Genomic DNA, 23,433 nt, shown 5'->3' on the forward strand with positions numbered 1-23,433 from the left:
AACCCGCCCCGTCAGCCCTGTTCCAGCCGGTTACGGGGCTCGAAATCCGTACCCGAGAAACCATGTCCCTGCTCGTCAAAATTTGCGGCCTGTCCACCCGCGAGACGCTCGACACAGCGCTTGCGGCTGGCGCCGACATGGTTGGCTTCGTGTTTTTTCCACCGTCGCCGCGCCATCTCAGTCTCGAGACCGCGCGGGAACTCGGCAGGCAGGCCACGGGCCGCGCGACCAAGGTGGCGCTGACCGTCGATGCGGACGACGCGACGCTCGAAAATATCGTCGAGACGCTGCGTCCGGACCTGCTGCAGCTGCACGGCAAGGAAACCACCGCGCGCGTACGCGACATCAAGGCGAAGTTCGCACTGCCGGTCATGAAGGTGATAGCGGTCGAGACGTCGACCGATCTCGCGGCGCTGCCGGGCTATGCCAGCGTCGCCGACCGCATCCTGTTCGACGCCCGCGCGCCCAAGGGCGCCACCCGCCCCGGCGGGCTGGGGGCCGTGTTCGACTGGCACGTTTTGGAAAAGCTCGATCTCCAGCTGCCCTTCATGGTCTCGGGCGGGCTTTCCGCCGACAACGTCGCGGAGGCGGTCCGCGTCACCCGCGCCGGCGGCGTCGATGTATCCTCCGGCGTGGAAAGCGCGCCCGGTGTCAAGGATCCCGAGATGATCCGTAATTTCATTCGCGCCGCGCGCGCCACCGAAGAACTGATGGCCCGATGAATCCAAACCTGCTCAATTCATTCCGTAGCGGTCCCGACGAGCGCGGGCATTTCGGCATTTTTGGCGGACGTTTCGTCGCCGAGACGCTGATGCCGCTGATCCTCGACCTGGAAAAGGCTTACGCTGACGCCAAGGCCGATCCGGCGTTCCAGGCCGAGATGAACGGCTACCTCAAGCACTATGTCGGCCGTCCGTCGCCGCTCTATCTCGCCGAGCGCCTGACCGATCATCTTGGCGGCGCGAAAATCTATTTCAAGCGCGAGGAGCTCAACCACACCGGTTCGCACAAGGTCAACAACGTGCTCGGCCAGATCATGGTCGCGCGCCGCATGGGCAAGAAGCGCATCATCGCCGAGACCGGCGCCGGCCAGCACGGCGTCGCCACCGCGACGTTGTGCGCGCGGTTCGGGCTCGACTGCGTGGTCTATATGGGCGCCGTCGACGTCGAACGGCAGCAGCCCAACGTGATCCGGATGGAAATGCTCGGCGCCAAGGTGATCCCGGTGCAATCGGGATCGCGCACGCTGAAGGACGCGATGAACGACGCGCTGCGTGATTGGGTCACCAACGTGCACAACACATTCTACTGCATCGGCACGGTGGCGGGTCCGCATCCCTATCCGATGATGGTGCGCGACTTCCAGTCCGTGATCGGCGACGAGACGCGCGTGCAGATGCAGGAGGCCGAAGGCCGGCTGCCGGATTCGCTTATCGCCTGCATCGGCGGCGGCTCCAACGCGATGGGTCTGTTTCATCCGTTCCTGGACGATCCCTCCGTCGAAATTTTTGGCGTCGAAGCGGCGGGGCATGGACTGACGCAACTGCATGCCGCCTCGATCGCGGGCGGCCGTGCCGGCGTGCTGCACGGCAACCGCACCTATCTCTTGATGGATGACGACGGCCAGATCCAGGACGCGCATTCGATCTCGGCGGGGCTGGATTATCCTGGCATCGGGCCGGAGCATTCCTGGCTGCACGAGACCGGCCGCGTCACCTATCTGTCGGCGACCGACGACGAGGCGCTTGAAGCGTTTCAGCTGCTGTCGCGGCTGGAAGGCATCATCCCCGCACTCGAGCCGGCACATGCGATCGCCAAGGTGATGGAGCTCGCGCCGAAGCGGCCAAAAGATCATCTGATGGTGGTCAACCTCTCCGGCCGCGGCGACAAGGACGTGCCGCAGGTCGGCGACATCTTGAAGGGCAAGAAGAAGTGACCACCCGCATCGATGCTCGTTTCGCCGACCTCGCCAGGCAGGGTCGCTCGGCGTTCGTCACCTTCCTGATGGCCGGCGATCCCGATCCAAAAACGTCGCTCGACATCATCAAGGCGCTGCCGAAGGCCGGCGCCGACATCATCGAGATCGGCATGCCCTTTACCGATCCGATGGCGGATGGGCCGTCGATCCAGGCGGCGGGCCTGCGCGCGCTCAAAGCCGGCATGACCCTGAGGAAGACGCTGGAGTTGGTCCGCGGCTTCCGCAAGGACGACGACGCCACGCCGCTGGTGCTGATGGGCTACTACAATCCGATCTATATTTACGGCGTCGATAAATTCCTCGCCGATGCCAGGACCGCCGGCGTCGACGGCCTGATCATCGTCGACCTGCCGCCGGAGGAAGACACCGAGCTTTGCATTCCGGCGATGAAGGCGGGGCTCAATTTCATCCGTCTGGCGACGCCGACCACCGACGACAAGCGCCTGCCGGCGGTGCTCGCGAATACGTCGGGCTTTGTCTATTACGTCGCCATCACCGGGATCACCGGCAGCGCCAGCGCCGATTCCACGGTGGTCGGCGAGGCCGTCGCCCGCATCAAGCGTCATACCAAACTGCCGGTTTGCGTCGGCTTCGGCATCCGCACGCCGGACGCGGCGCGCGCGATTGCGGAGAATGCCAACGGCGCCGTGGTTGGCACCGCGCTGGTCGATGCGCTCCGCGCCAGCCTGGATTCCGAGGGCCGCGCGACCCCTAAAACCGTCGGTGCCGTCGCCGATCTGGTGTCCGCGCTGGCACAGGGCGTAAGAGGCGCGAAACAGGCCGCAGAATAAGCCATAATTGCGTGGAATAGGCGTGAGTCGCGGCTTGTTGGGCTGAGCCTGGGTCGCCATATTCCAGTCAATGCGCTTAACCGCATTTCGGAGCGAAACATGAATTGGCTCACCAATGTCGTCCGGCCAAAAATCCGCAACATCCTGCGCCGCGAGACGCCGGAGAATTTGTGGATCAAGTGTCCGGATTCCGGGCAGCTCGTGTTCTACAAGGACGTGGAGGCCAACCAGTTCGTCATTCCCGGCTCGAACTACCACATGCGCATGGGCGCGGTGGCGCGGCTGAAGTCGATCTTCGACAACGAGACCTGGTACGACATCGCGTTGCCGGAAGTGACGGCCGATCCGCTGAAATTTCGCGACGAGCGCAAATATGTCGACCGCATCAAGGACGCGCGCGCCAAAACGGGACTGAACGACGCCATCAAGGTCGGCTACGGCAAGCTGGAGGGCGCCGGCGTCGTCATCGCGGTGCAGGATTTTGATTTCATGGGCGGCTCGCTCGGCATGGCCGCGGGCGAGGCGATCGTGCGCGGGCTCGAACTCGCGGTGGAGAAGAAGTCGCCATTCATCGTGTTCGCGGCCTCCGGCGGCGCGCGGATGCAGGAAGGCATCCTGTCGCTGATGCAGATGCCGCGTACCACCGTCGGCGTGCAGATGCTGCGGGAAGCGAAGCTGCCCTACATCGTGGTGCTGACCAATCCGACCACCGGCGGCGTCACCGCCTCCTACGCCATGCTGGGCGACGTGCAGATCGCCGAGCCCGGCGCGCTGATCGGCTTCGCCGGTGCGCGCGTGATCGAACAGACCATCCGCGAAAAACTGCCGGAAGGATTCCAGCGCGCCGAATATCTGCTCGACCACGGCATGGTCGACATGGTGGTGCATCGCCACCAGATGCGTCCGACGCTGGCGCGGCTGTGCCGGCTGCTGACGAAATCCCCGGCGCTCGAAGCCGCCTCAAAACCTGCGCAGCAGGTTACCGATCCGGCGCAGATCGTATCGGCGCCGGAAGTCGTGCCGGCTGCGCCCCACGCGTGAATCTACCTGCCGCCAAACCCCAGCCGCTCGGTGAATTGATCGCGCGGCTGTCTGCCTTGCATCCGAAGCGCATCGATCTCAGCCTCGATCGCATGCACCGCCTGCTGGCGCGGCTCGATCATCCGGAAGCCACGCTGCCCCCGGTGATCCATATCGCGGGCACCAACGGCAAGGGCTCCACCATCGCCTATCTGCGCGCGATCCTCGAGGCCGCAGGCCTGCGCGTGCACGTCTACACCTCGCCCTACCTGGTGCGGATCAACGAATGCTTCCGCATCGGCGAGAAGGGCGGCGGCCAGTTGGCAAGCGATGCCGAGTTGCGCCGGGTGCTGGAGCACTGCGAACAGGTCAATGCGGGCGAGCCGATCACGATTTTCGAGATGGAGACCGCGGCCGCGTTCTGCCTGTTTGCGGAGCACGAGGCCGATGTCGTGCTGCTGGAGACTGGCCTCGGCGGCCGGCTCGATGCCACCAACGTGATCGACAGGCCGATCGCGACCGTCATCACGCGCGTCAGCATGGACCACACCGAATTCCTCGGCAGCACGCTCACCGCCATCGCGGGTGAGAAGGCCGCCATCATCAAGCGCAGCGCGCCGGTGATCTGCGCCGAGCAGGCGCCGGAGGCGATGTCGGTGATCGAGGCGCAGGCAAAGCGCATGCGCGCGCCGCTGCATGCGGCGGGACAGCAATGGCATGTCGGCGTCGAGCGCGGCCGACTGGTCTATCAGGACGAGCGCGGCCTGATGGACCTCGCAGCGCCAAAGCTGTTCGGGCGGCATCAATTCGACAATGCCGGTCTTGCGATCGCAACGTTGCGAGCGATCGAGGCGTTCAAGATCGGGATGCCGGCATTCGAGGCCGGCATCGTTGGCGCCGAGTGGCCGGCGCGGATGCAGCGGCTGGTCGCAGGCGCGCTGGTTGATCAGGGGCCGAAGGGGTGCGAGATCTGGCTCGATGGCGCGCACAATGCGGAAGGCGGACGCGTCACGGCGGCGGCGCTCGGCGATCTCGAGGAGCGCGTGTCGCGCCCGCTGGTGGTAATCGCCGGCATGATGGCGAACAAGGATGCGGGCGCATTCCTCGCCAATTTCGCCGGCCTGACACGGCACATCGTCACCGTGCCGATTCCCGGCCGCGACAATGCGATGCCGCCGGATCGGTTGGCCGATGCGGCGCGCGCGCTCGGCATGCGCGTGGAAAATGCTGCGAGCGTCGAAGCTGCGCTACATGCGCTGTCGCGCCTCGCTTACGAAGTGCCGCCACGCATCCTGATCACCGGCTCGCTCTATCTCGCCGGTCATGTGCTTGCGATCAACGGCACGCCGCCGGGGTAACGTCCGAAGAAAATTAATCCGAAAAATCAAATGGCCGCTGAAATTGCTTTCAGCGGCCGCCCGGGTAGAAATATTGATTATTTATGAACTAGCCAGCCCCGGTCTTTGTAAAGACTAGCCAAAACGTCCGCGAACTGCGAGTCGGAACGCGGGTTCCGCCTTTATAACAAAGGATGATGTTGCAGGCTGGTCTCACCCAAATGAGTTAAATGCCCTAACAACGTTTTTGCACGGTCGTACAACCACAGCTGCCGAAAGTTGAAATTCCCATGCGCTTTGCCGCGATTGCCGACGTGCACGGAAACTATCTCGCGCTGGAAGCCGTGCTGGCCGACATCCGCGCCCAAGGCATTGGCGAGATCGTCAATCTCGGCGACATGGCGAGCGACCCGCTTGATGCGCGGCGAACCATGGACGCGCTGATGGCGCTCGATGCCGTTCACGTGCTCGGCAATCATGATCGCTATCTGATCGATCGGCCGCCGGAAAAGATGGGATCATGGGATCGCCCCGCCCATGCGCAGCTCGAAGTGCGCCATCTCGATTGGCTGCGCGCGGTGCCAAAGACGGCCGTGTTTCGCGATCAGGTGTTTCTCTGTCACGCGACGCCTGACCATGACGAGATCTACTGGCTGGAGACGGTCTTGCCCGACGGCACGGTGCGGATGTCAGCGCTGGATGCAATCGAGAAACACGCACAAGGCATCACGCAGTCCTTGATCCTCTGCGCGCATACCCATCTCGCCCGTGCGGTCAGGCTTCGCGATGGCCGATTGATCGTCAATCCCGGCAGCGTCGGTTCACCCGGCTATCGCGATACTCATCCGTTTCCGCATGTCATCGAGGCCGGCACGCCGGATGCGCGTTACGCGATCCTCGAACTCGTCGACGGCAGCTGGCGCATCGCGTTCCGGCATGTGCCGTATGATCACGAGGCGATGGCGACGCTCGCGCGACAGAACGGCCAGGCCGAACTGGCGTCAGCGCTGGAGACGGGTTGGATGGGCTAAAGATTCGTAGCCCGGATGGAGCGAAGCGCAATCCGGGAGGATCGCGCCGCGAAGGTAGCGCCCCGGGTTTTGCTTCGCTCCACCCGGGCTACGAGATCATTCGCCGCAAAAACAAAACGGCCGGCTATTCGCCGGCCGTTTCACAATCAGCAAATAGAAAGCCGATCAGACCGCAGCAGTGATCCACTGCTGCAGCTTCGCCTTCGGCGCGGCGCCGACCTGGCGGGAGGCCATCTCGCCGCCCTTGAAGATCATCAGGGTCGGGATCGACATCACGCCGTATTTCGAGGCCGTCTTCGGGCTCTCGTCGACGTTCAGCTTCACGATCTTGACCTTGTCGCCCATCGCGCCGGAAATCTCGTCGAGGGCGGGGGCGATCATGCGGCAGGGGCCGCACCACTCGGCCCAGAAATCGACGACCACCGGCCCGGTCGCCTTGAGCACTTCGGCTTCGAAATCGGCGTCAGAAACCTTGCCAACGGCCATGGGAATTACCTCGTTCAGTTAGGAATTAAGCGGCGCAGGATGAGAATCGCGCCCGGGATGATAGCGTCAAACCTATGAACGCGATCCTGCCGGGTCAAGCACGGGTCACGCCGAGATGATGGATGCCAGCTCGGCCTCCAGCGCGGGGGCTGAAATCTCCATTAATTCAGCGGTTTCGGTCCAAAGCAGCGCCGCTCGGACCATCCGCTGGGGATAAAGCTTGCCAAGCACCGCCCGGTACAGCGCGAGCTGGCGGACATAGCCCCTCGGCGCCTCGTCAGGCCGGCTCGGCGGGGCGTGGTTGGTCTTGAAATCGACGATCAGGACCTCGCTGTCGGTGACGACCAAACGGTCGATCTGCCCGGATACCAGCGCCGGCCGGCCGCCTGGCCGCTCCAGCCGCCCGACGATCGAGACTTCGGCGCGGCTGCCGGGGGCAAACACGGCCGCGAAGCGCGCATCCGCAATCAACGCCAGCGTGCTTTCGGCCAGCGCCTGCCGTTCCTCCTCGATCCAGCCATCGGCATTGCGGACGAGATAGGCCAGCGCGGCCTCGCGGCGGCGCGGGGCCGCGATATCGGGCAGCGATTGCAGGAGCCGGTGCACCAGCGTCCCGCGCTGCAGGGCGCGGGCGCGTTGCGTGAGCGATTCGGCCGTCCGTACCTTGTGGCTATCGTCATCTGCGGGGTCGGATGGCCGCACAAAACTTTCTGCTGAAATTTCCGGCTGCGCCGGGGTCAGCAGCCAGTTGGGCAGCACCGTCGACGCCGGCGGGGACGCCGCAGCAGCGGGAGCGGCCGACGGCGCGGTCTCCCCCGCTCGGGTATAGCGCTTCACCCGGCCTACCGCGGTTTCGAGCTCCTGAAGCTGCAAGGTGGAACCGGCGAGACCCTTGGTGATCAGATCGTACCAGGACAGCGGCCGCACGCTCTTCATGTTGCCGGGCAGGCAGCCGCCGACGATCAACCTGTCCGCGGCGCGCGTCATCGCGACATAGAGCAGGCGGCGGTACTCATCTTCGGTATCGTCGATCATCGCCGCGCGGGCCGCGACGACGGCCGGTGGATCCTCGGCCTTGCGGCCGGCCCAGACCACCACGCCCGGCGCATGCGGATCGGCATTGCCTTGCGGCAGGTTGATGAGTTTTAGCCGCTGCGTATCCGAGGGCGACGTCGTGGTGTCCACCAGGAAAACGACGGAAGCCTCCAGTCCCTTGGCGCCGTGCACGGTCATGACGCGAACCTCGTCGCGCGAGATTTCCATGTCGCGCTTCACCTCGAGATCGGCGGTGCGCAGCCACGCCATAAAGCCCTGCAACGAGGCCGGCGCCTTGCGTTCGTAATTCAGCGCCAGCTCCAGAAACTCATCCAGCGCGTCGTTCGCTTCGTGTCCGAGCCGCCGCAGGATTCGCGCGCGTCCGCCGTCACCGCCCAGCAGCCAGGCATAGAACGCAAAAGGCGTCTCGCGGGCAAAGCGGCGTTCGCATTGTTCGAGCCGCCACAGCGCATCCCTCAACCGGCCATCAGCCGAAGCGCGCTCGGCCAGTGTCGCGCGCAACGATCCCTTGCGCTGCCAGGCGATCTTGAACAGGTCGTCGTCGGATAACCCGAACAGCGGGCTCTTCAGCGCTACCGCCAGCGCCAGATCATCCTGCGGCAGCAGCAGCGCGTCGGCGAGGTTCATCAGGTCGATGATCGCGATATGCTCGGTCAGCTTGAGGCGGTCGGCGCCAGCCACCGGGATGCCGGCGTGCTTCAGCGCCTGGATCACGGCGTCGAACGCGTTGCCGCGCCGCCGCACCAGCACCAGCATGTCGCCAAAGCGCAGCGGCCGTCGGGCATTCCTGCTGCCGGTCATCACGCCGCTGCCGACCAACGTCTTGATCTCGGCCTGGATGCGCCGGGCAAGCTTCACTTCGGGGCTGGTCGCGGCAACGCCGTCGAACGGCGCCCGCCAGCCTTCGATGTCCTGCCGGTCGTCGGCTTCCGCCAATTCCCAAAGGTCGATCTGGCCGGGCCCTGCGTCGGCCAGCGCATGATGGATCGGATTTCCGATATCGACCGCATGAATGCTGCGAAAGATATCCTGCTCGCGAAACACCTGATCGACCGCATGCAGGATCTCCGGTCCCGACCGGAACGAATAGGTAAACGACACCGGATCGAACTTCAGTCCGGCGCCCTCGAACTTCCGCTGCAAGGCGCGGCGGCGCAGGTCGAACTCGCGTGGGGCTGCGCCCTGGAACGAAAAAATCGACTGCTTCTCGTCGCCAACCGCGAACACCGTTCGCACCACGCCATCACGCGCGCCCGCGCCCGAAGTGAATTCGGAGATGATGTGCGCGACGATGTCCCATTGCCGCGGGCTGGTGTCCTGCGCCTCGTCGATCAGCACATGGTCGACGCCGCGGTCGAGCTTGTAGTGCACCCAGCCGGAGGAGACGCGGTCAAGCATCTCCAGCGTCTTGTCGATCAGATCGTCATAGTCGAGCAGCCCGCGTTCCTGCTTCTCACGCCGGTAATTGGCCGCCGCTGCGGTCGCGATATGAAGAAGCGCCTCAGTGCGGTCGCGCGCGATTACGGCGCGGCGCTTCGCGATCAGGGGCGCGAGGCGATCAATCTCGGATTCGAACAGGCGTCCAACCGCAGGATTGTCCCGCGCAAAGTTCTTTGTAACGACAGATTTACGCGGCGTGCGATCGGCGTCGGTGAGAAACACGCAGAGATACTCGTCCACCTGGGCTGCACCGGAAAACGCCAACGCGGCGCGAAGCTGCGCGGCCTGGCCCTGATCGGTCTTGCTCCCGGTATCGAGGACCTGGGCGATTTCCTGCCAGTGCGACCGCGGCAGGTTCGGTCCATCCAATATCTCGCGCTCGACGTCTTCAATGCGATCATCGGGCTCGACGCCGAGCGCGGCGGAAGTTTGCGCGGCGGCCGCCTGCGCGCTGCCGGCGGCGTCTGTCCAGGCCATGAAATGATCGCGGCTGAGACAGGCCTCGCGCACCACGTCCTTGAAGGTGGCGTCGGCCGCGCTCGCCATCGCCGTCATCAGCGCGCGGCCCGTCGCGCTGTCGGGGTTGCGCGACGCTTCGAGGAAAACGCCGAGATTGGCGCGCTCCATCATCTCGTTCTGGTCACGATCGTCGAGCACGGCAAACCGCGCCGGCACATTCGCCTCGAACGGGAATTGCTGCAGCAGCCGCGTGCATAGTGCGTGAATCGTCTGCACCTTCAGCCCGCCCGGCGTCTCCAGCGCGCAGGCGAACAGTTTGCGCGCTGACTTCCTTAGGCGCGCACTGGGATGGGGAATGCCGGCATCGCGGATCGCCGCATCCAGCGCGTCGTCGTCAAGCGTCACCCAATGGCCGAGGGTGGTGAAGACGCGCTCCGCCATGTTGGCCGCGGCGGCTTTTGTAAAAGTGATGCAGAGGATTTTTTCCGGCGCGACATCGTCGAGCAGCAGCCGGATCACCCGCTGCACCAGCACATGGGTCTTCCCCGAGCCGGCGTTGGCCGAGACGAAGGCGGAAGCCGCCGGATCGGATGCACGCGCCTGGGTGGCGCGAACGGCATCGGGAATGACGCGCGCAGTCTTCACCATTCCTCGATCCCCAGTCCGCCGGCCGCTGACCATTCCTTGATCCGGGCGAGATCGTCATAGGCGCCGTAGCGGTTCGACCACATCGACAGGTTAAGCGACGTGTAGGCGGTCTCCTCGTTCTCGAATTTGCGGATCAGCGCTTCTAGCTGTTCGAGCGCGTAGTCGGCCGCCTCGTCCGGCCGCTGCGGCGTATCGTTGTTCCTGATCTTCAGTTCCAGCGAGCGCTGTTCGCCTGGCGGATTGTTGCCGCTGAGCCTGACATAGACGAGTTCGCCGACGGATGAACCGGCGTGAGTATTCTCAAAGCCGCCCTCGCGCAGGATCGCAGCCTCCAGCGTCAATTGCGGTGACAGGCCCATGCGAACCTGTTTTCCCGTCGGCGGCTGGCCGGTCTTGTAATCGAGGATCGCAAAGCTGCCGTCATGGCGCTGCTCGATCCGGTCGGCGCGCGCGGACAGCGTGAAGATGCGTTCGTTGTCGAGCGGAATTTTGATCTCGCCTCTGATCTCGGCGGCAATTTTCTCAATATCGTCGCGCCGCGCCTCTTCCCAATCCGCAAACCACGCGGCGATGCGCTGGAATCGCGGCCACCACAGCGCGCGCGCCTCCGGCCGTTCCATCAGCGGCGCGAAAAATTTCTCGCCGATACCTCGCAGCACCAGCGCGGGCTGGGCGGGGAGGGCGTCCGCGAACTTTTGCGTGAATTCGCCGAGCGCGTCATGGATCGCCGAGCCGCGGTCGGCCGCCGACAGCGGCATGTCGACGGGGTCGAGCGGATCGAGCCGCAAAATATATTTCGCGTAGATCGTATAGGGATCGCGTAGCCAGTCCTCGATCGCCGTGACCGACAGTTTTAGCGGACGCGTCGCGACCGGCGGTTTTGGCGCAGGCTGCGCAATCGGTTCAACCGCGTCGGGCTGGTCCAACTCGCCGGCGAAGCGGACATAATTTTCACCGGCGCTCTTGGCCTCGTCCCAGCGCGCTTCGCCGGCGACGGCCTCCAACCGGTGCAGAAAGCGCGAGGCGACAGCCGGCGCGCCGCCGACCTTGGCAGAATGGGTCAGGATCACATCGTCCGTTCCCAGCAATTGCGCGAAGTCATGCGCGGAAAGGCCGATGCGCCGCTCCGGCAAATCGAGGCCGAGTTCATGGCGCATCGGCCGGCTCAGCCAGGGATCGACCCGCGGCGCCGGCGGCCACACGCCTTCGACCAGCCCGCCGAGGATGGCGCGGTCGGATTCGGTCAGCCGCGCTTCGAGCTGGCCGTAGATGTGCAGATGCGCGCTCGCCGATTCCGGCCGCCGCACCATGCGATCGGCATAGGCGGTCTGGAAAACATCAGGGTAATCGCCGAGCTGGACCATCAGGCCACTCGGCTTCTGTTCGGCGAGCAGGTCGTCGAACGCCGCTGACAGCGCAGCGCCTTGCGCTTCCTCGAAGGCGATTGCAACGCCGTTTTGATCCGAGGATAGCGCGATCAGCGTTTCGCGGTGGCGTTGCGCCAGTTCGGCGAAATCGAATGGTTTTGACGAGCCCATGACTTCCAGCGGCGCCAGCGCTTTTTGCAGCGCCGCGATCAGCGTCTGCGCCTGGTCGAGTTCGTCATCCCTCAATTTCGCGCGCGGCTCGGAGGCGTGAAGCGAGGAGATCTCGTGGCTCCTGAGCTTCCTGAGCTCGACGCGGAAACGATCGAAGTCGCGCGCCAATCCGGCCGTTCCCGCCTGCGGCCGGGTGCCGCGCAGCAGCGCCAGTTCGAGGATTTCGATGGCGTGCTTGAACGTGCCGGACGCGTGGCCTAGCCGAAACAGCGGATGTTTCAGCAGTGCGAGCAAAGTCGGCGGCTCCAGCCCCTTGCTGGTAGCTTCCGCGGCAAGGCGGGCAAAAATGCCGCCTGGTGTATCCATCAGCGCATCGCCGCCGGAATCGTCGAATTCGAGATTCCAGCGGGTCAGCGCCGCCATCACCCGCCGCGCCAGCGCGCGATCGGGCGTCACCAGCGCCGCCGATTTGTTCAGGTGCCGCGCCTCGCGCATCGCCACCGCAATTGCCAGCGCCTCCATTTCCGAATTGGGCGCTTCGACGACGGCTAGCTTCGCGATGCCGCCTTCGATCCTTCGCGCGACTTCCGGTTGGACCAGACGATCGTGCCATTGTTCGGTCGCGCTCGAGGGGCGCATCGTCTCGGAGACCAGTATCTCGCGTCCCTGCGGACCTGGCGTGCCGAGAATTTCGACGTCGCTTCGCTTGATGCCGAAGCGATCCAGCAGACCGTGCATCGCGAATTGCGGATGGTTCGAGGAGGGCTGCGTGGTGAATTTACCCTGCGCGTCTCTGACGCCGCCGATCGTCTGCCAGGCTTCCTCGTCGAGATCGGTGTCGAGCCCCGGCAGCACCACCGCGCCCAACTTCAAGCCGGCCACGGCGGTCAGGAATTTTGCGGTCGCCGGCATCGAACCGGTCGAGCCGGCTGCAACCACCGGCCCCTCATGATGTGCGGTCAGGCGGGCGGCTTCGGCCTCTATCAGGCGGTCGCGCCGTTCGGCGGGTTCGATCCGGCCGATTTCCTTCAGATGCTCCGGCCACGCCTTGCGCGCGATGCGCAGGAATTCGAGCGAGTGCTGCCAGTATTTGTCGAACTGGTCGGGGACAAGTTTGTCGAGCGCTTCCCAGGCGACGCCGCGCGTCACCATGTCGTCCATCAGCCGCGCCAGGTCGCCGGCCAGCGCCAATGTCGAGGCCGGGCCGCCAACCACGAGCGGCGCCGACACCGGACTTTTCGCCCATGCCGCGACCAGATGCGCCAGCGTCAGGCGGCGCTCCAGCTCGCCGAGTCTCGGCGGAACGTCGAGCGGTGCCACGCCGCCGAATTGTTCGGAGCCTTCCGCAAACGCCAGCTCGTCCTCGTCGATGTCGCCGAGCGCCACGATGCGCGGCAGGATCGCAGCGTCGGTCTTCAGCTCATCGAGAAAGATTTCCCGCGCCAGCCGGCCGGCGCGCCGGGTCGGCAAATAGAGCGTCGCCGTTGCGAGATTGAGCGGATCCCTGCGCGCCTCGAATCCCTCGACCAGCCGACCGTCGACCAGCGCCGCGATGACGGTGCGCAGGAAAGGGACGGATACGGGAACGCTGAAAACGCGCATGGGCTTCCTGATTCGAGGTCAGGCGCCAATATAGGGAGGTATTGGGAGGAGGTCATGGGTGAGGGTGAGGATGCCCACCTCTCTGTCGTCCCGGCCAAGCGAAGCGCGAGCCGGGACCCATACCGCGTTGTGCCCTCGGCTCAAGGCGAGATGGCGGACGTTCGTCGCAACAAATGAGGGCCGGTGGTTATGGGTCCCTGCCTTCGCAGGGACGACGATAGTTGGGCGACTCAAGCCACGCTTTCCAGAAACGCCTCTTCCGCGGCCTGCACCGCGTCGGGGGTTCCGACGTGCATCCAGACGCCGTCGAGCCGCAAGCCGAATAGCCGTTCTTGCTCGTTGGCGCGGTCGAACATTTTTGTCAGCGAAAACTCGCCGGCGGGCGCGTCGGCAAACAGCGAGGGCGACATGATTGCCGCGCCCGCATAGACGAACGGCACCACCTGGTGTTCACGCCGCTTGCGCAACGCGCCGTCCGGCAGCATGGCGTAGTCGCCGCGTCCGGCATAGCCGATGCTGCTTGTGGTCGGCGCCATCAGGAGCAGGATGTCCATCCGGTCGGGATCGAAGGTTTCGGCGAGCCGCGCCAGATTGGGCCGCACGCCGTCGATCCACATCGTGTCGGCGTTGAGGTGGAAGAACGGCTCCTTGCCGAGCAGGGGCAGCGCCCTCACGACAGCGCCGCCGGTGCCAAGCACGACGTCGCGTTCGTCGGAAATGATGATGCGGGGCCGGACGCGGCTCGCGGTGTGCCGGATGATCTGGTCGGGCAGGTAATGCACGTTGACCACGGCCTCGCTGACACCGGCGTTGGCGAGCTTGTCCAGCACGTGATCGAGCAGCGGCTGGCCGGCCACGCTCACCAGTGGCTTCGGCATGTGGTCGGTCAACGGGCGCATGCGCAAACCGAGACCGGCGGCAAGAACCATGGCTTTGGTGGGCGTAACGGACATTTTTGGAATTTCTCGAACCATCAAATCGCGCCGCGGATCATACCACGGCGAGGAGCTTGAACCAGCAACCATGAGGCCTTAGTTGCCGCACATGACGGCCGTACGACGGCCGCCGGGGGGCCAAACCTCAGACCTCAGCGTCCTCGGCCCCGCGCCTGGCTGCCTTCTTCTTCTTGTCGCCCTGCTTCAGGAAGTTGACGCCGATCTGATCGCCGTTGACCCAGGCCAGCTCGCAGCGCCGATAGGCAAGCCCGGTGGACGACAGCAGCAGGAAGAATTCCTTTAAGTGCAGGCCCTCGACCGACCCTTCGACCGTCAGCTTGGCGCCGGTCTCGGAGACGTCTTCCATCACGCAGTCACGCCGCCAGGTGCCGTCGATGCCCATCATGTGCGCCGCAAAGCCGCGCTCGAATACGATCCGATCTCCCTTGCGACGTTCCGCCCCCGCCATGGCCGTCTTCCCGTGTCAAACTGAATGCGCCGTGCCTCCGCGGCATGGCCTGTTCCAGAATAAGTGCGAGGTGGCTAACAGGAGGTAAATCAGGGAAGCGGCGGCGGTACGTTGGCGGCATACCATTCGCGAAACGCCGCCAGCGCCGGGTGCGCCAGCGAGCGGTTCAGGTAGGTCCAGATCCGGGGCTGGTGGCGCAGATATTGCGGCTTGCCGTCGCGCCGGTTGAGCCGGGCGAAGGTGCCGAGCAGGCGGGTATTCCGCTGCGCCGACATGATGGCGTAAAGTTCGGCGAAACTGGCCGGGTCGAACTGAGCATCGGCGGCGCGGCGCGCCTTGATGTAGCGGGTCAGAAGCGTCAATTCGAGTTGCTCGGCAACGTCGATCCGCGCGTCCTGCAGCAGCGACACCAGATCGTAGGCGGCGGGGCCAAGCACGGCATCCTGGAAGTCGATGATCCCGACACGCAAGATCCCCGTACGGTCGCCGAGCCAGATGATGTTGGGCGAATGAAAATCCCGCATCACCCAGGTTCGCGGCGCAGCCGCCGGCTTTTCCAGCAACGTTCGCCACATCGTGACGAATTCGTCGCGCTGTTGCTGGCTGACTTCGGCGCCGCGATCCGGCAGATACCATTCCAGCATCAGGCTGATTTCGACCAGCCATGTGTCGATATCGTAGACCGGAATTCTGTATGGGCCCTGCGGCTCCAGCGGCGCGGTTTCGGGCAGGGCTTTGCGATGCAGCTCCGCCAGCATGTCGGTCGCCACCTCGTAGCGCTCGACGATCGGTCGCGGCGGGTCGCCTTCGATGACGCCGGCGCTGCCAAAATCCTCGGTGATCAGGAAACCGGAATTCAGATCGGAATGCCGGATCGCGGGCGCAGAAAAACCGTGCGCGCGCAGGCCATTGTCGATGGCGACGAACGGCTTGACATCTTCGGCCAGATGAACGGCCGCGCTGTAGGATTTTCCCTCATAGATCGCAGGACCATCCGGCCGGCGCGGCGAATTCATCAGGATCGACGTGCTGTCGTCGCGGACCAGCCGCGCATAGGAGCGCGTCGAGGCGTCGCCCGGCATGCGCTGGCGCTCCGCATCCAGGAAGCCGGAATCGCTGAGAAACTTTCGCAAGCTCGTCAATCGCGTCACCTGGGCGGCCGCTTTTCCATAGCCGGTGATTTCGGCGGCGCGCGCGGTGGACCCGAGCGCCGGGCGATGGCTGAAGGCGATGTCGATGCGATCTTCGGGCATCGCATCGGGTGCGCGTTCCGGCCATTCGATCAGCGCCAGCGTGCCCTCCGGCAGCGGCGACAATCCGATTTCCTCCAGCTCGCTCGAATCAGTGATGCGATAGAGATCGGCGTGAAGAAGCGGAAACGGCAAATCGTAGCTCTGCGCCAGCGTGAATGTCGGGCTTGGCACTTCGAGTGCGGCATCGTTGGCGAGATAGCGGATCATCGCCCGGGCTGCGGCCGTCTTGCCGGCGCCGAGATCGCCGGAAAGCGTGATGACGTCACCCGGACCGACCAGCAGCGCGAGGTCGGTCATCAGATGCGCCGTCGCCGTCTCGTTCGCCAGCGCGACCGTGAATGTCGCTGATACTGTCATTCGGCGGCGTTGCGATGTGCGTTCTGATCGATCGGAAAGTCGCAGGTGACCGTGGTGCCCTTGCCGACCACCGAATCGACGCGCACCTTGCCGCCGTGCAGTTCGACAAAGGAGCGCACCAGCGACAGGCCGAGGCCGGCGCCGCGATGACGCGAGCCGTGGGAGTGGCTCTCGAACCAGTCGAACACCTTGTCCTTCACCTCAGCCGGAATGCCAGGGCCGGAATCGCTGACGGTGAAGATCACGCGATGCTCGGTACGCCGCGCGCTGATCGTGACTGCGGCATCGTGCGGCGAGAATCCGACGGCGTTGGCGAGCAAATTATAAAGCACCTGCACCACGCGCCGCTCGTCGCCGGTGAAGTTGCCGATATTGGAATCGATGTCGACCTTGAGTTCGATGCGGTCGGTCGCCAGCCGATCCTGAATGCCTTCGGCGGCAGCCCGGATCGCTTTCTCGATATTGACCGGGCCGAGCTCGAGCTTCATGGCGCCGGCATCGATGGTGGCGAGATCGAGGATGTTGTTGGTGAGCGCGAGCAGCGCGTTGGTCGATTTGGTGACGTAATCGAGATATTCGGCCTGCTTCGTCGTCAGCGGGCCAGTGGAGGGATCGCTGAGGAAATGCGCAAAGCCGATGATGGTGGTGAGGGGCGCGCGCAGTTCGTAGGACACGTGGTGGACGAAATCGACCTTCATCTGGTCGGCGGCTTCCAGCGCCTCGTTGCGTTCGCGCAGCGCCCGCTCGACATTCTCGGTGTCGGTGATGTCCTGGAAGGTCAGCATGGTCGCGCCGTCCGGCAGCGGCATGGTCATGCAGTCCAGCACGCTGCCGTCCTTGCGCTCGAGTTTCAGCGCCACCTGCGCCCGGTTCTCGATTCCCGTGATCGCTTCGCGCAGCGCCCGCCAGGTGAGCGCGTCGTCGAACAGCGGCTTGCACCACGCTTCGACGGTCTCGATGTGGGGTTGCTCCTTCAGCGATTCCGCCGACAGCTTCCACATTTTCTCGAAAGCGGGATTGAACAATTCGACCCGACCATTGCTGCCGAACACCGCGACCGCTTCAGCCAGATTGTCGAGCGTCTCATGCTGGACCCGGGTCAGCCGGTCGTAGCGGCGTGCAAGATCGAGGCTCTCGGTGACATTGTCGAATAGATAGGTGACGCCGCCTTCGAGGTTCGGCGTAGTGACGACGCTGACGGCGCGCCCATCGGGCAGGAACCAGGTGTAGTTCTCGGGCTCCAAGGCGCGATAGGCTTCGTGCAGCTTGGCCTTCCAGGCCCGGAAGTCGGGCTGTTCGGGTAGCTTGCGCGCCGCGCGCAGCCGGTCGAGCACGCTCGAATCGTCCGGATTGGAATCGAGGAAGGCCTGGTCGAGGCCCCACAGCCGCCGGTAGGATTCATTGTAGAACGCAAGCCGCCGCTGGCTGTCGAACACGGCGACGCCCGATGACAATTGATCGAGGGTGCGGCGATGGGCTTCCGCCATCCGCTCCATGGCGTCGCGCAACGCGGTCGCCTCGCTGGCGTCGATGGCGATGCCGGCGCTGCCGCCGCTAAGTCTGAGTGCCTGCACGTCATAGATGCGCCGCTCGCCGCCGACCACGATCGGCAGCCGCGCACTGAAAGTGGCATTGTCGTTCAGCATCCGGCCCATTTCGGCGCGCTGGTCGTTCTCCAGGAGCTCGAGGTTGCGGTAGATGGCATCCGCGACGCTGGCGCCCTCGGTGGCCCGCACATAGGCTGTGTTGGCGTAGCGCAGATTGCCCTCGCCGCTCTTGGCCCAGATCGGCCAGGGTGCCGCGGCGGCGAAGTCGCGCAGCAGCTCGGTCTCTTCGACAAACGTCCTGTAACGGAGATTGGATTCGGCGAGTTCCCGGCGCAATCCCCCGAGTTCGCGAATCCGCACAACGGCTTGCCCCCCGATGGCACGGCCCATCGCTTCGATGGCGCGGCCGTTCGAGGTGGAGAGATTGAGCAGAAAGCCTTCGCCAGCCTCGCGCAGCGCGTCGACCGCATGATCCATCTGCAGCGCCGGTTCCGGTGGCAGCCAGGTTCCAAAGGCGAGGATGCGTTGCGGTGAATTGGACAGCGCGTCCTGCGAGATCAGAAGCGAGGTGTCGCCGCTGATCTGGGGCCGGTTGTCGCCCGCCGCCCAGGCGATCAGGATCTGGGGTTCGGCGAACAGGAGCGCGCGCAGCCGGTCGGCCTGCACCTGCAGGTCGGCGATGTCGGAGCGCAGGTTGAGTTCCACCCGGCTGGCCCGAATGCGCGTGCGCATCAGCAGGATCGCAGCCACCACGGTAAAGCCGAGCAGCGACAGCGCTGTCGTCAGTGCCGCAAATTCCTGGTGATTGAGGTCGAGCAGGGCGGAAATCGCCTGTGGGATGGTCAAGTCCGCGGCCAGCGCGGGTTCCGGCGAGACGGAGAGGGCGGTGGCGAGCGCAATCACGCCGTTGCGCGCCAGTGAGGTGCACGACAGCAGGGTTCGACGCATTCCCGCGACTACGCCCGACATTATTTGCCCCAAAAACGCACGACTGCAGGCCCGGCGCTACCCCCGCCGAACACGAATCGGGCTGAGAGTATCCCCTTCACGAGTCGAGCGGTAAGAGTCCAGACCGTGAACTCAAATTTGGCTGTGAAAAATTCAGCTAGTTACCGTTGAGAGTCGTCTTTACTAGACGATTCAGCGTCCAGTCGAGCCGAAACCGCCACTGCCGCGATCGGTTGCTGAAAGCGACACCACCGGAACCAGTTGCGCCTGCACAACCGGCGCAATCACCATCTGCGCGATGCGCTCGCCGCGCCGGATCGGGAACGGCGTATCGCCGTGATTGATCAGGAGGACGTTGATCTCGCCGCGATAATCCGCGTCCACCGTGCCCGGCGAATTCAAGACGGTAACACCATGCTTGGCGGCAAGCCCGGAACGCGGCCGCACCTGCGCTTCAAAGCCGGAAGGCAGGGCTATTGTGAGCGCGGTCGGCACCATCGCGTATCTGCCCGGTGGCAGGATCAGCGGCGTGTCCGCGGGAACTGCGGCCAGCAGGTCGAGCCCGGCGGCATCCGCGCTCTGATAGGCTGGCAGCGCGAGACCTTCGCCGTGCGGCAATTGGTGGATATCGACCTTCACTGTCGCGCTCACGAATTCTTCTCCACGGTTTTCGCAATCTTCGCCACCAGTTCGGCTGCGACCTGCTCCTTGGTCATCACCGGCCAGGACTCCACCTCGATGCTGTTGGCGTTGGTCTCCTTGCCGTCGCGCGTCAGCAGGTGAACGGTGTTGCGGTCGCCGCCCATCACGCCGGTTGCGGGCGAAACGTCATTGGCGACGATCCAGTCGCAGCCCTTGCGCGCGATCTTGGCCTTGGCGTTGTCGATCAGATGCTCGGTCTCGGCGGCAAATCCGATCACCAGCGGCGGACGCCTGTCTGTCAATTTCGAGATCTTCGCGAGAATGTCGGGGTTTTCCACCAGTTGCAGCGGCGGCATGCCGGCTGCGGTCTTTTTCAGTTTCTGCTCGCCTTCGTTGGCGACGCGCCAGTCGGCTACGGCGGCTGCGAAGATCGCGATATCGGCCGGCAAGGCGGCCTCCACCCGATGCAGCATGTCGCGCGCCGATTCCACCCGGATCACCGTGACGCCCGCCGGATCGCGCAATTCGACCGGGCCGGAGACCAGCGTGACGTCGGCGCCTGCGGCTTGTGCGGCGGCGGCGATGGCAAAGCCCTGCTTGCCGGAGGAGCGGTTGGCGATATAGCGCACGGGATCGATCGCCTCATGCGTCGGTCCCGCCGTGATCAGCACGCGCTTGCCTGCGAGCGGACGCGGTCGCGGCGGACGAAGGATGTCGACGGCGGCGGCTGCGATTTCAATCGCCTCCGACATCCGCCCGACGCCGGCTTCGCCTGACTCAGCCATCTCGCCGGCGTTGGGGCCGATCATGTGGACGCCGTCGCGCCGAAGCTGCAGCACATTGCGGCGGGTGGCGGCGTTGTTCCACATCAAGGGATTCATGGCGGGCGCCAGCAGGATCGGCCGGTCGGCGGCCAGCAGGATCGCGCTGGCGAGATCGTCGGCATGGCCTTGCGCCATCTTCGCCATCAGGTCGGCGGTTGCCGGCGCCACCACGATCAGATCGCATTCGCGGGCGAGGCGAATATGGCCGGCGTCGAATTCGCTGCCGGGGTCGAACAGATCCGTATAGACGCGCTCATGCGACAGCGCGCTGGCGGAAAGCGGCGTCACGAATTGCTGTGCGGCCCTGGTCAGCACGCAGCGGACGTGAACGTGACGCTCTTTCAGCCGCCGGATCAGTTCCAGCGACTTGAAGGCGGCGATGCCGCCGCCGATGATCAGGGTGACGCTCCGTTCGCTGGCGGTGCTGATGCGCTGCGGGGCTTGTGCGGGGCCCTCCGAGGACGGCGGCGACACCGCTGCGCCAGGAAATTCGGCGCGCTGTATGAGCTCTCCGAGGATGACCCGGACTTCCTCTTCGACGGAGCGACCGTTTCCAGCCGAGCGGACACGCAGATAGGCTTTGACGGTCTCGTCGAGTTTTCGGATGGTCAGGCTGGCCATGGGCGCCTCCCGCGACAAGTGCAGTCAATGCTAGCACAATGTGCTATCACTGCAATCACAATTGGCGGATGGCGACCAGAATTCCGATAAAGGTGACCGCGATGATCCAGAGCGCCACCGTCCGCCAGCGGCTCTTGCGGCCCTCGGCCCGGCCCATGGCTGCGATCGTCTCCGGCGACAGCGTCAGGCCCTCCCGGGTCATCTTCTCCATGTTTTCGAGCACGGCAACCGCCCGCGAGGCGATCGCCGGCAGGCTCCCCATCACCCGGCCGAGTTCGCCCGCGCCTGACATCGCGCCCTGAATTCGCCCGAGTGGACCGAGGTTGCGCTCGATCCATTCGCGCACCACGGGATCGGCGACCTTCCAGATGTCGAGCTTGGGGTCGAAACCCCGCGCGACCCCCTCGACCACCACCATGGTCTTTTGCAGCAAGATCAGTTCGGGCCGGGTCTGCATGTCGAACAGGCCGGTGACTTCGAGGAGAAGCGTCAGCAGCTTCGCCATCGAGATTTCTTCGGCTGTGCGGTTGTGGATCGGCTCGCCGATGGCGCGGATGGCTTGCGCGAAATTCTCCACCGAGTGATGGCCCGGCACGTAGCCCGCCTCGAAATGCACTTCCGCAACGCGGCGGTAGTCGCGCGTGATGAAGCCCAGCAGAATTTCAGCGAGGAAGCGCCGCTCCTTCAGCCCGAGCCGGCCCATGATGCCGAAATCGACCGCCACCAGCCGGCCGGCATCGTCGAGAAACAGATTGCCGGGATGCATGTCGGCATGGAAGAAGCCGTCGCGTAGCGCATGGCGCAGAAAGCTCTGGATCACCTTGCGACCGAGATCGGGCAGGTCGACATGCGATTGTTCGAGCCGCGCATGGTCGTTCAGCGCGATGCCGTCGATCCACTCCATCGTCAGCACGTTGTGGGTGGTGCGATCCCAGTCGACGGTCGGCACGCGGAAATCCGGATCGTCGCGCGTGTTCTCCGCCATCTCCGACAGGGCGGCCGCCTCGAGCCGCAGGTCCATCTCCATCGCGACCGAGCGCGACATCGTGTTGATGACCTCGATCAGCCGCAGCCGCCGCGCTTCGGCCGAATGCGCTTCCGCATTGTGCGCGACAAAGAAAAAATCGCCGAGGTCACGGCGGAAACGCGAGGCGACATTGGGCCGGAGCACTTTCACCGCGACCGATTTGCGTAGGCCGTCCCGTTCGGTCTCGCCGCGATGCACCTGGGCGATCGAGGCGGCGGCGACCGGCGGGCCGAGGCTGACAAACGCTTTAGCCAGAGGGCGTTCCAGCGACGCGGCGATCACGGCCTCGGCTTCGGCTTGCGAAAACGGCGGCAGCCGGTCCTGCAGGCTTTCCAGGTCGCGTGCCATCGCGACGCCGACCACGTCGGGCCGGGTCGCCAGAAATTGCCCGAGCTTGAGATAGGCCGGTCCGAGCCGCGTCAGTGCGCGCGACAGCCGCGGGCCGGATTTGGCGCCGGGGCGTTCGATCAGCCGCGCCAGCCGCAGCGCGAGCTGTCCGGGCGGCGGCACGAGACTTGGGTCGACGACGCCGAACACGCCTTCGCGTGCAAACACGTAAGCGGCGCGGACGAGCCGCGCGATGTGGGTCGCCGCAGAAATCACAAACGCCAGCCTGAATGCAACGCCACGATGCCGCCGGACAGGCTTTCCCACTTCACCCGCGCAAAGCCGGCGTCGCGGATCATCTCGGCAAATTGATTGGGCCGGGGGAATTTCCGGATCGATTCGACAAGGTACTGATAGGATTCCGCGTCGCCCGTCACGGCGCGGCCGAGCGGCGGGATCACCTTGAACGAGAAGAAGTCGTAAAGCCGGTCAAGCCCGGGAACGTCGACGGTGGAGAATTCCAGGCACAAGAATCTGCTGCCGGGCCGCAGCACGCGATAGGCCTCGCGGAGCGCAGCATCGATCCGCGGTACGTTGCGAATGCCGAACGCGATGGTGTAGGCGTCGAAGCTGCGATCGCGGAGCGCCAGCGCCTCGGCATTGCCCTCGACGAATGAAACCTGCTGGTCGAGATGACGCGCCAGCGCCCGGTTGCGGCCGACCTCGAGCATATCAATATTGATGTCACAGACGGTGGCGTGGAAGCCGGCGCCTGCCGCCTCGGCCGCGCGGAAGGCGATGTCGCCGGTGCCGCCCGCGACGTCGAGCAGGGCAAAGGGCGCATCGACTTTCGGCGGGTTGAGCGCATTGATCATGATGTCTTTCCAGACCCGGTGCAGGCCTCCCGACATCAGATCGTTCATCAGGTCGTAACGGGACGCCACGCTATGAAATACGTCGTTCACCAGCGTCTGCTTGTCCCCCAGGGGCACGTCCCTGAAGCCAAAATGGGTGGTTTGGTCCGGCCGATCCATCAACTTTACTCCATCGGCAGACCATAGCGCGCCCGCCGCAATGGCGCTATCACGTCACCTCCA

General features: G+C 64.8%; 16 protein-coding genes and 1 pseudogene. 6 read left to right on the top strand and 11 right to left on the bottom strand.

Annotated features, from left to right (window positions below; translation table 11 throughout):
- The first annotated feature begins 62 nt into the window (after positions 1-62).
- The 6 genes from V1283_RS38360 (at position 63) to V1283_RS38385 (ending at position 6,157) form a co-directional block, all read left to right on the top strand.
- On the top strand, positions 63-722 hold the full coding sequence (locus V1283_RS38360) for a phosphoribosylanthranilate isomerase (RefSeq protein WP_334391756.1): 660 nt from the start codon (positions 63-65) through the stop codon (positions 720-722).
- A complete protein-coding gene (trpB, locus tag V1283_RS38365; protein WP_334391757.1) occupies positions 719-1,936 on the top strand; it encodes a tryptophan synthase subunit beta in 1,218 nt (405 codons plus the stop codon). Before V1283_RS38360 ends, trpB begins: the two co-directional genes overlap by 4 nt.
- Positions 1,933-2,769 carry a tryptophan synthase subunit alpha gene (trpA, locus tag V1283_RS38370; RefSeq protein ID WP_334391758.1) on the top strand — a complete coding sequence of 279 codons (837 nt, stop codon included), beginning with the start codon at positions 1,933-1,935 and terminating at the stop codon, positions 2,767-2,769. Before trpB ends, trpA begins: the two co-directional genes overlap by 4 nt.
- A 99-nt stretch (positions 2,770-2,868) precedes the next feature.
- The gene (gene accD / locus V1283_RS38375; RefSeq protein ID WP_334391759.1) at positions 2,869-3,810 is read left to right on the top strand and encodes an acetyl-CoA carboxylase, carboxyltransferase subunit beta; all 942 of its coding nucleotides are present in this window, start codon (positions 2,869-2,871) and stop codon (positions 3,808-3,810) included.
- Positions 3,807-5,147 carry a bifunctional folylpolyglutamate synthase/dihydrofolate synthase gene (locus tag V1283_RS38380; RefSeq protein ID WP_334391760.1) on the top strand — a complete coding sequence of 447 codons (1,341 nt, stop codon included), beginning with the start codon at positions 3,807-3,809 and terminating at the stop codon, positions 5,145-5,147. The genes accD and V1283_RS38380 overlap by 4 nt, the downstream gene beginning before the upstream one ends.
- A gap of 269 nt (positions 5,148-5,416) precedes the next feature.
- Complete coding sequence (locus tag V1283_RS38385) at positions 5,417-6,157, top strand: metallophosphoesterase family protein (RefSeq protein ID WP_334391761.1); 741 nt, start codon at positions 5,417-5,419, stop codon at positions 6,155-6,157.
- Positions 6,158-6,322: 165 nt separating this feature from the next.
- On the opposite strand, the gene trxA is transcribed toward V1283_RS38385, so the two are convergent.
- From trxA to ubiE, 11 genes and pseudogenes are all read right to left on the bottom strand, one after another.
- Entirely contained in the window at positions 6,323-6,643 is a 321-nt protein-coding gene (trxA, locus tag V1283_RS38390; RefSeq protein ID WP_016847387.1) for a thioredoxin, read from the bottom strand.
- A gap of 72 nt (positions 6,644-6,715) precedes the next feature.
- A pseudogene (gene addA, locus V1283_RS38395) lies at positions 6,716-10,246 on the bottom strand (double-strand break repair helicase AddA).
- A complete protein-coding gene (gene addB, locus V1283_RS38400) occupies positions 10,240-13,386 on the bottom strand; it encodes a double-strand break repair protein AddB (protein WP_334391763.1) in 3,147 nt (1,048 codons plus the stop codon). Before addB ends, addA begins: the two are co-directional and overlap by 7 nt.
- A gap of 230 nt (positions 13,387-13,616) precedes the next feature.
- Positions 13,617-14,339 (bottom strand): nucleotidyltransferase family protein, encoded by a 723-nt coding sequence (locus tag V1283_RS38405; RefSeq protein ID WP_334391764.1) that lies wholly within the window; start codon positions 14,337-14,339, stop codon positions 13,617-13,619.
- A gap of 127 nt (positions 14,340-14,466) precedes the next feature.
- Entirely contained in the window at positions 14,467-14,790 is a 324-nt protein-coding gene (locus V1283_RS38410) for a PilZ domain-containing protein (RefSeq protein WP_334391765.1), read from the bottom strand.
- A gap of 89 nt (positions 14,791-14,879) precedes the next feature.
- Positions 14,880-16,400 carry a tRNA (adenosine(37)-N6)-threonylcarbamoyltransferase complex ATPase subunit type 1 TsaE gene (tsaE, locus tag V1283_RS38415; protein ID WP_334391766.1) on the bottom strand — a complete coding sequence of 507 codons (1,521 nt, stop codon included), beginning with the start codon at positions 16,398-16,400 and terminating at the stop codon, positions 14,880-14,882.
- Positions 16,397-18,916 (bottom strand): PAS domain-containing sensor histidine kinase, encoded by a 2,520-nt coding sequence (locus tag V1283_RS38420; protein ID WP_334391767.1) that lies wholly within the window; start codon positions 18,914-18,916, stop codon positions 16,397-16,399. Before V1283_RS38420 ends, tsaE begins: the two co-directional genes overlap by 4 nt.
- A gap of 171 nt (positions 18,917-19,087) precedes the next feature.
- Positions 19,088-19,546, bottom strand: a complete 459-nt coding sequence (gene dut, locus V1283_RS38425; protein ID WP_334391768.1) for a dUTP diphosphatase — start codon at positions 19,544-19,546, stop codon at positions 19,088-19,090.
- Positions 19,543-20,982: a bifunctional phosphopantothenoylcysteine decarboxylase/phosphopantothenate--cysteine ligase CoaBC gene (coaBC, locus tag V1283_RS38430; RefSeq protein WP_334391769.1), complete on the bottom strand. Its 1,440-nt coding sequence runs from the start codon at positions 20,980-20,982 to the stop codon at positions 19,543-19,545. Before coaBC ends, dut begins: the two co-directional genes overlap by 4 nt.
- Before the next feature lie 55 nt (positions 20,983-21,037).
- Complete coding sequence (gene ubiB / locus V1283_RS38435) at positions 21,038-22,612, bottom strand: 2-polyprenylphenol 6-hydroxylase (protein ID WP_334391770.1); 1,575 nt, start codon at positions 22,610-22,612, stop codon at positions 21,038-21,040.
- Complete coding sequence (gene ubiE / locus V1283_RS38440; RefSeq protein ID WP_334391771.1) at positions 22,609-23,370, bottom strand: bifunctional demethylmenaquinone methyltransferase/2-methoxy-6-polyprenyl-1,4-benzoquinol methylase UbiE; 762 nt, start codon at positions 23,368-23,370, stop codon at positions 22,609-22,611. The genes ubiB and ubiE overlap by 4 nt, the downstream gene beginning before the upstream one ends.
- Positions 23,371-23,433 lie beyond the last annotated feature (63 nt).

It is taken from the genome of Bradyrhizobium sp. AZCC 2262, from assembly GCF_036924535.1.
Classification (GTDB): Bacteria; Pseudomonadota; Alphaproteobacteria; order Rhizobiales; family Xanthobacteraceae; genus Bradyrhizobium.

Bases quoted from the DNA above. Each gene is read 5' to 3' on its own strand.
- V1283_RS38360 (WP_334391756.1), top strand. From the start codon at position 63: ATGTCCCTGCTCGTCAAAATTTGCGGCCTGTCCACCCGCGAGACGCTC.
- trpB (WP_334391757.1), top strand. From the start codon at position 719: ATGAATCCAAACCTGCTCAATTCATTCCGTAGCGGTCCCGACGAGCGC.
- accD (WP_334391759.1), top strand. From the start codon at position 2,869: ATGAATTGGCTCACCAATGTCGTCCGGCCAAAAATCCGCAACATCCTG.
- V1283_RS38385 (WP_334391761.1), top strand. From the start codon at position 5,417: ATGCGCTTTGCCGCGATTGCCGACGTGCACGGAAACTATCTCGCGCTG.
- trxA (WP_016847387.1), bottom strand. From the start codon at position 6,643: ATGGCCGTTGGCAAGGTTTCTGACGCCGATTTCGAAGCCGAAGTGCTC.
- addB (WP_334391763.1), bottom strand. From the start codon at position 13,386: ATGCGCGTTTTCAGCGTTCCCGTATCCGTCCCTTTCCTGCGCACCGTC.
- V1283_RS38405 (WP_334391764.1), bottom strand. From the start codon at position 14,339: ATGTCCGTTACGCCCACCAAAGCCATGGTTCTTGCCGCCGGTCTCGGT.
- V1283_RS38410 (WP_334391765.1), bottom strand. From the start codon at position 14,790: ATGGCGGGGGCGGAACGTCGCAAGGGAGATCGGATCGTATTCGAGCGC.
- tsaE (WP_334391766.1), bottom strand. From the start codon at position 16,400: ATGACAGTATCAGCGACATTCACGGTCGCGCTGGCGAACGAGACGGCG.
- V1283_RS38420 (WP_334391767.1), bottom strand. From the start codon at position 18,916: ATGTCGGGCGTAGTCGCGGGAATGCGTCGAACCCTGCTGTCGTGCACC.
- coaBC (WP_334391769.1), bottom strand. From the start codon at position 20,982: ATGGCCAGCCTGACCATCCGAAAACTCGACGAGACCGTCAAAGCCTAT.
- ubiE (WP_334391771.1), bottom strand. From the start codon at position 23,370: ATGGATCGGCCGGACCAAACCACCCATTTTGGCTTCAGGGACGTGCCC.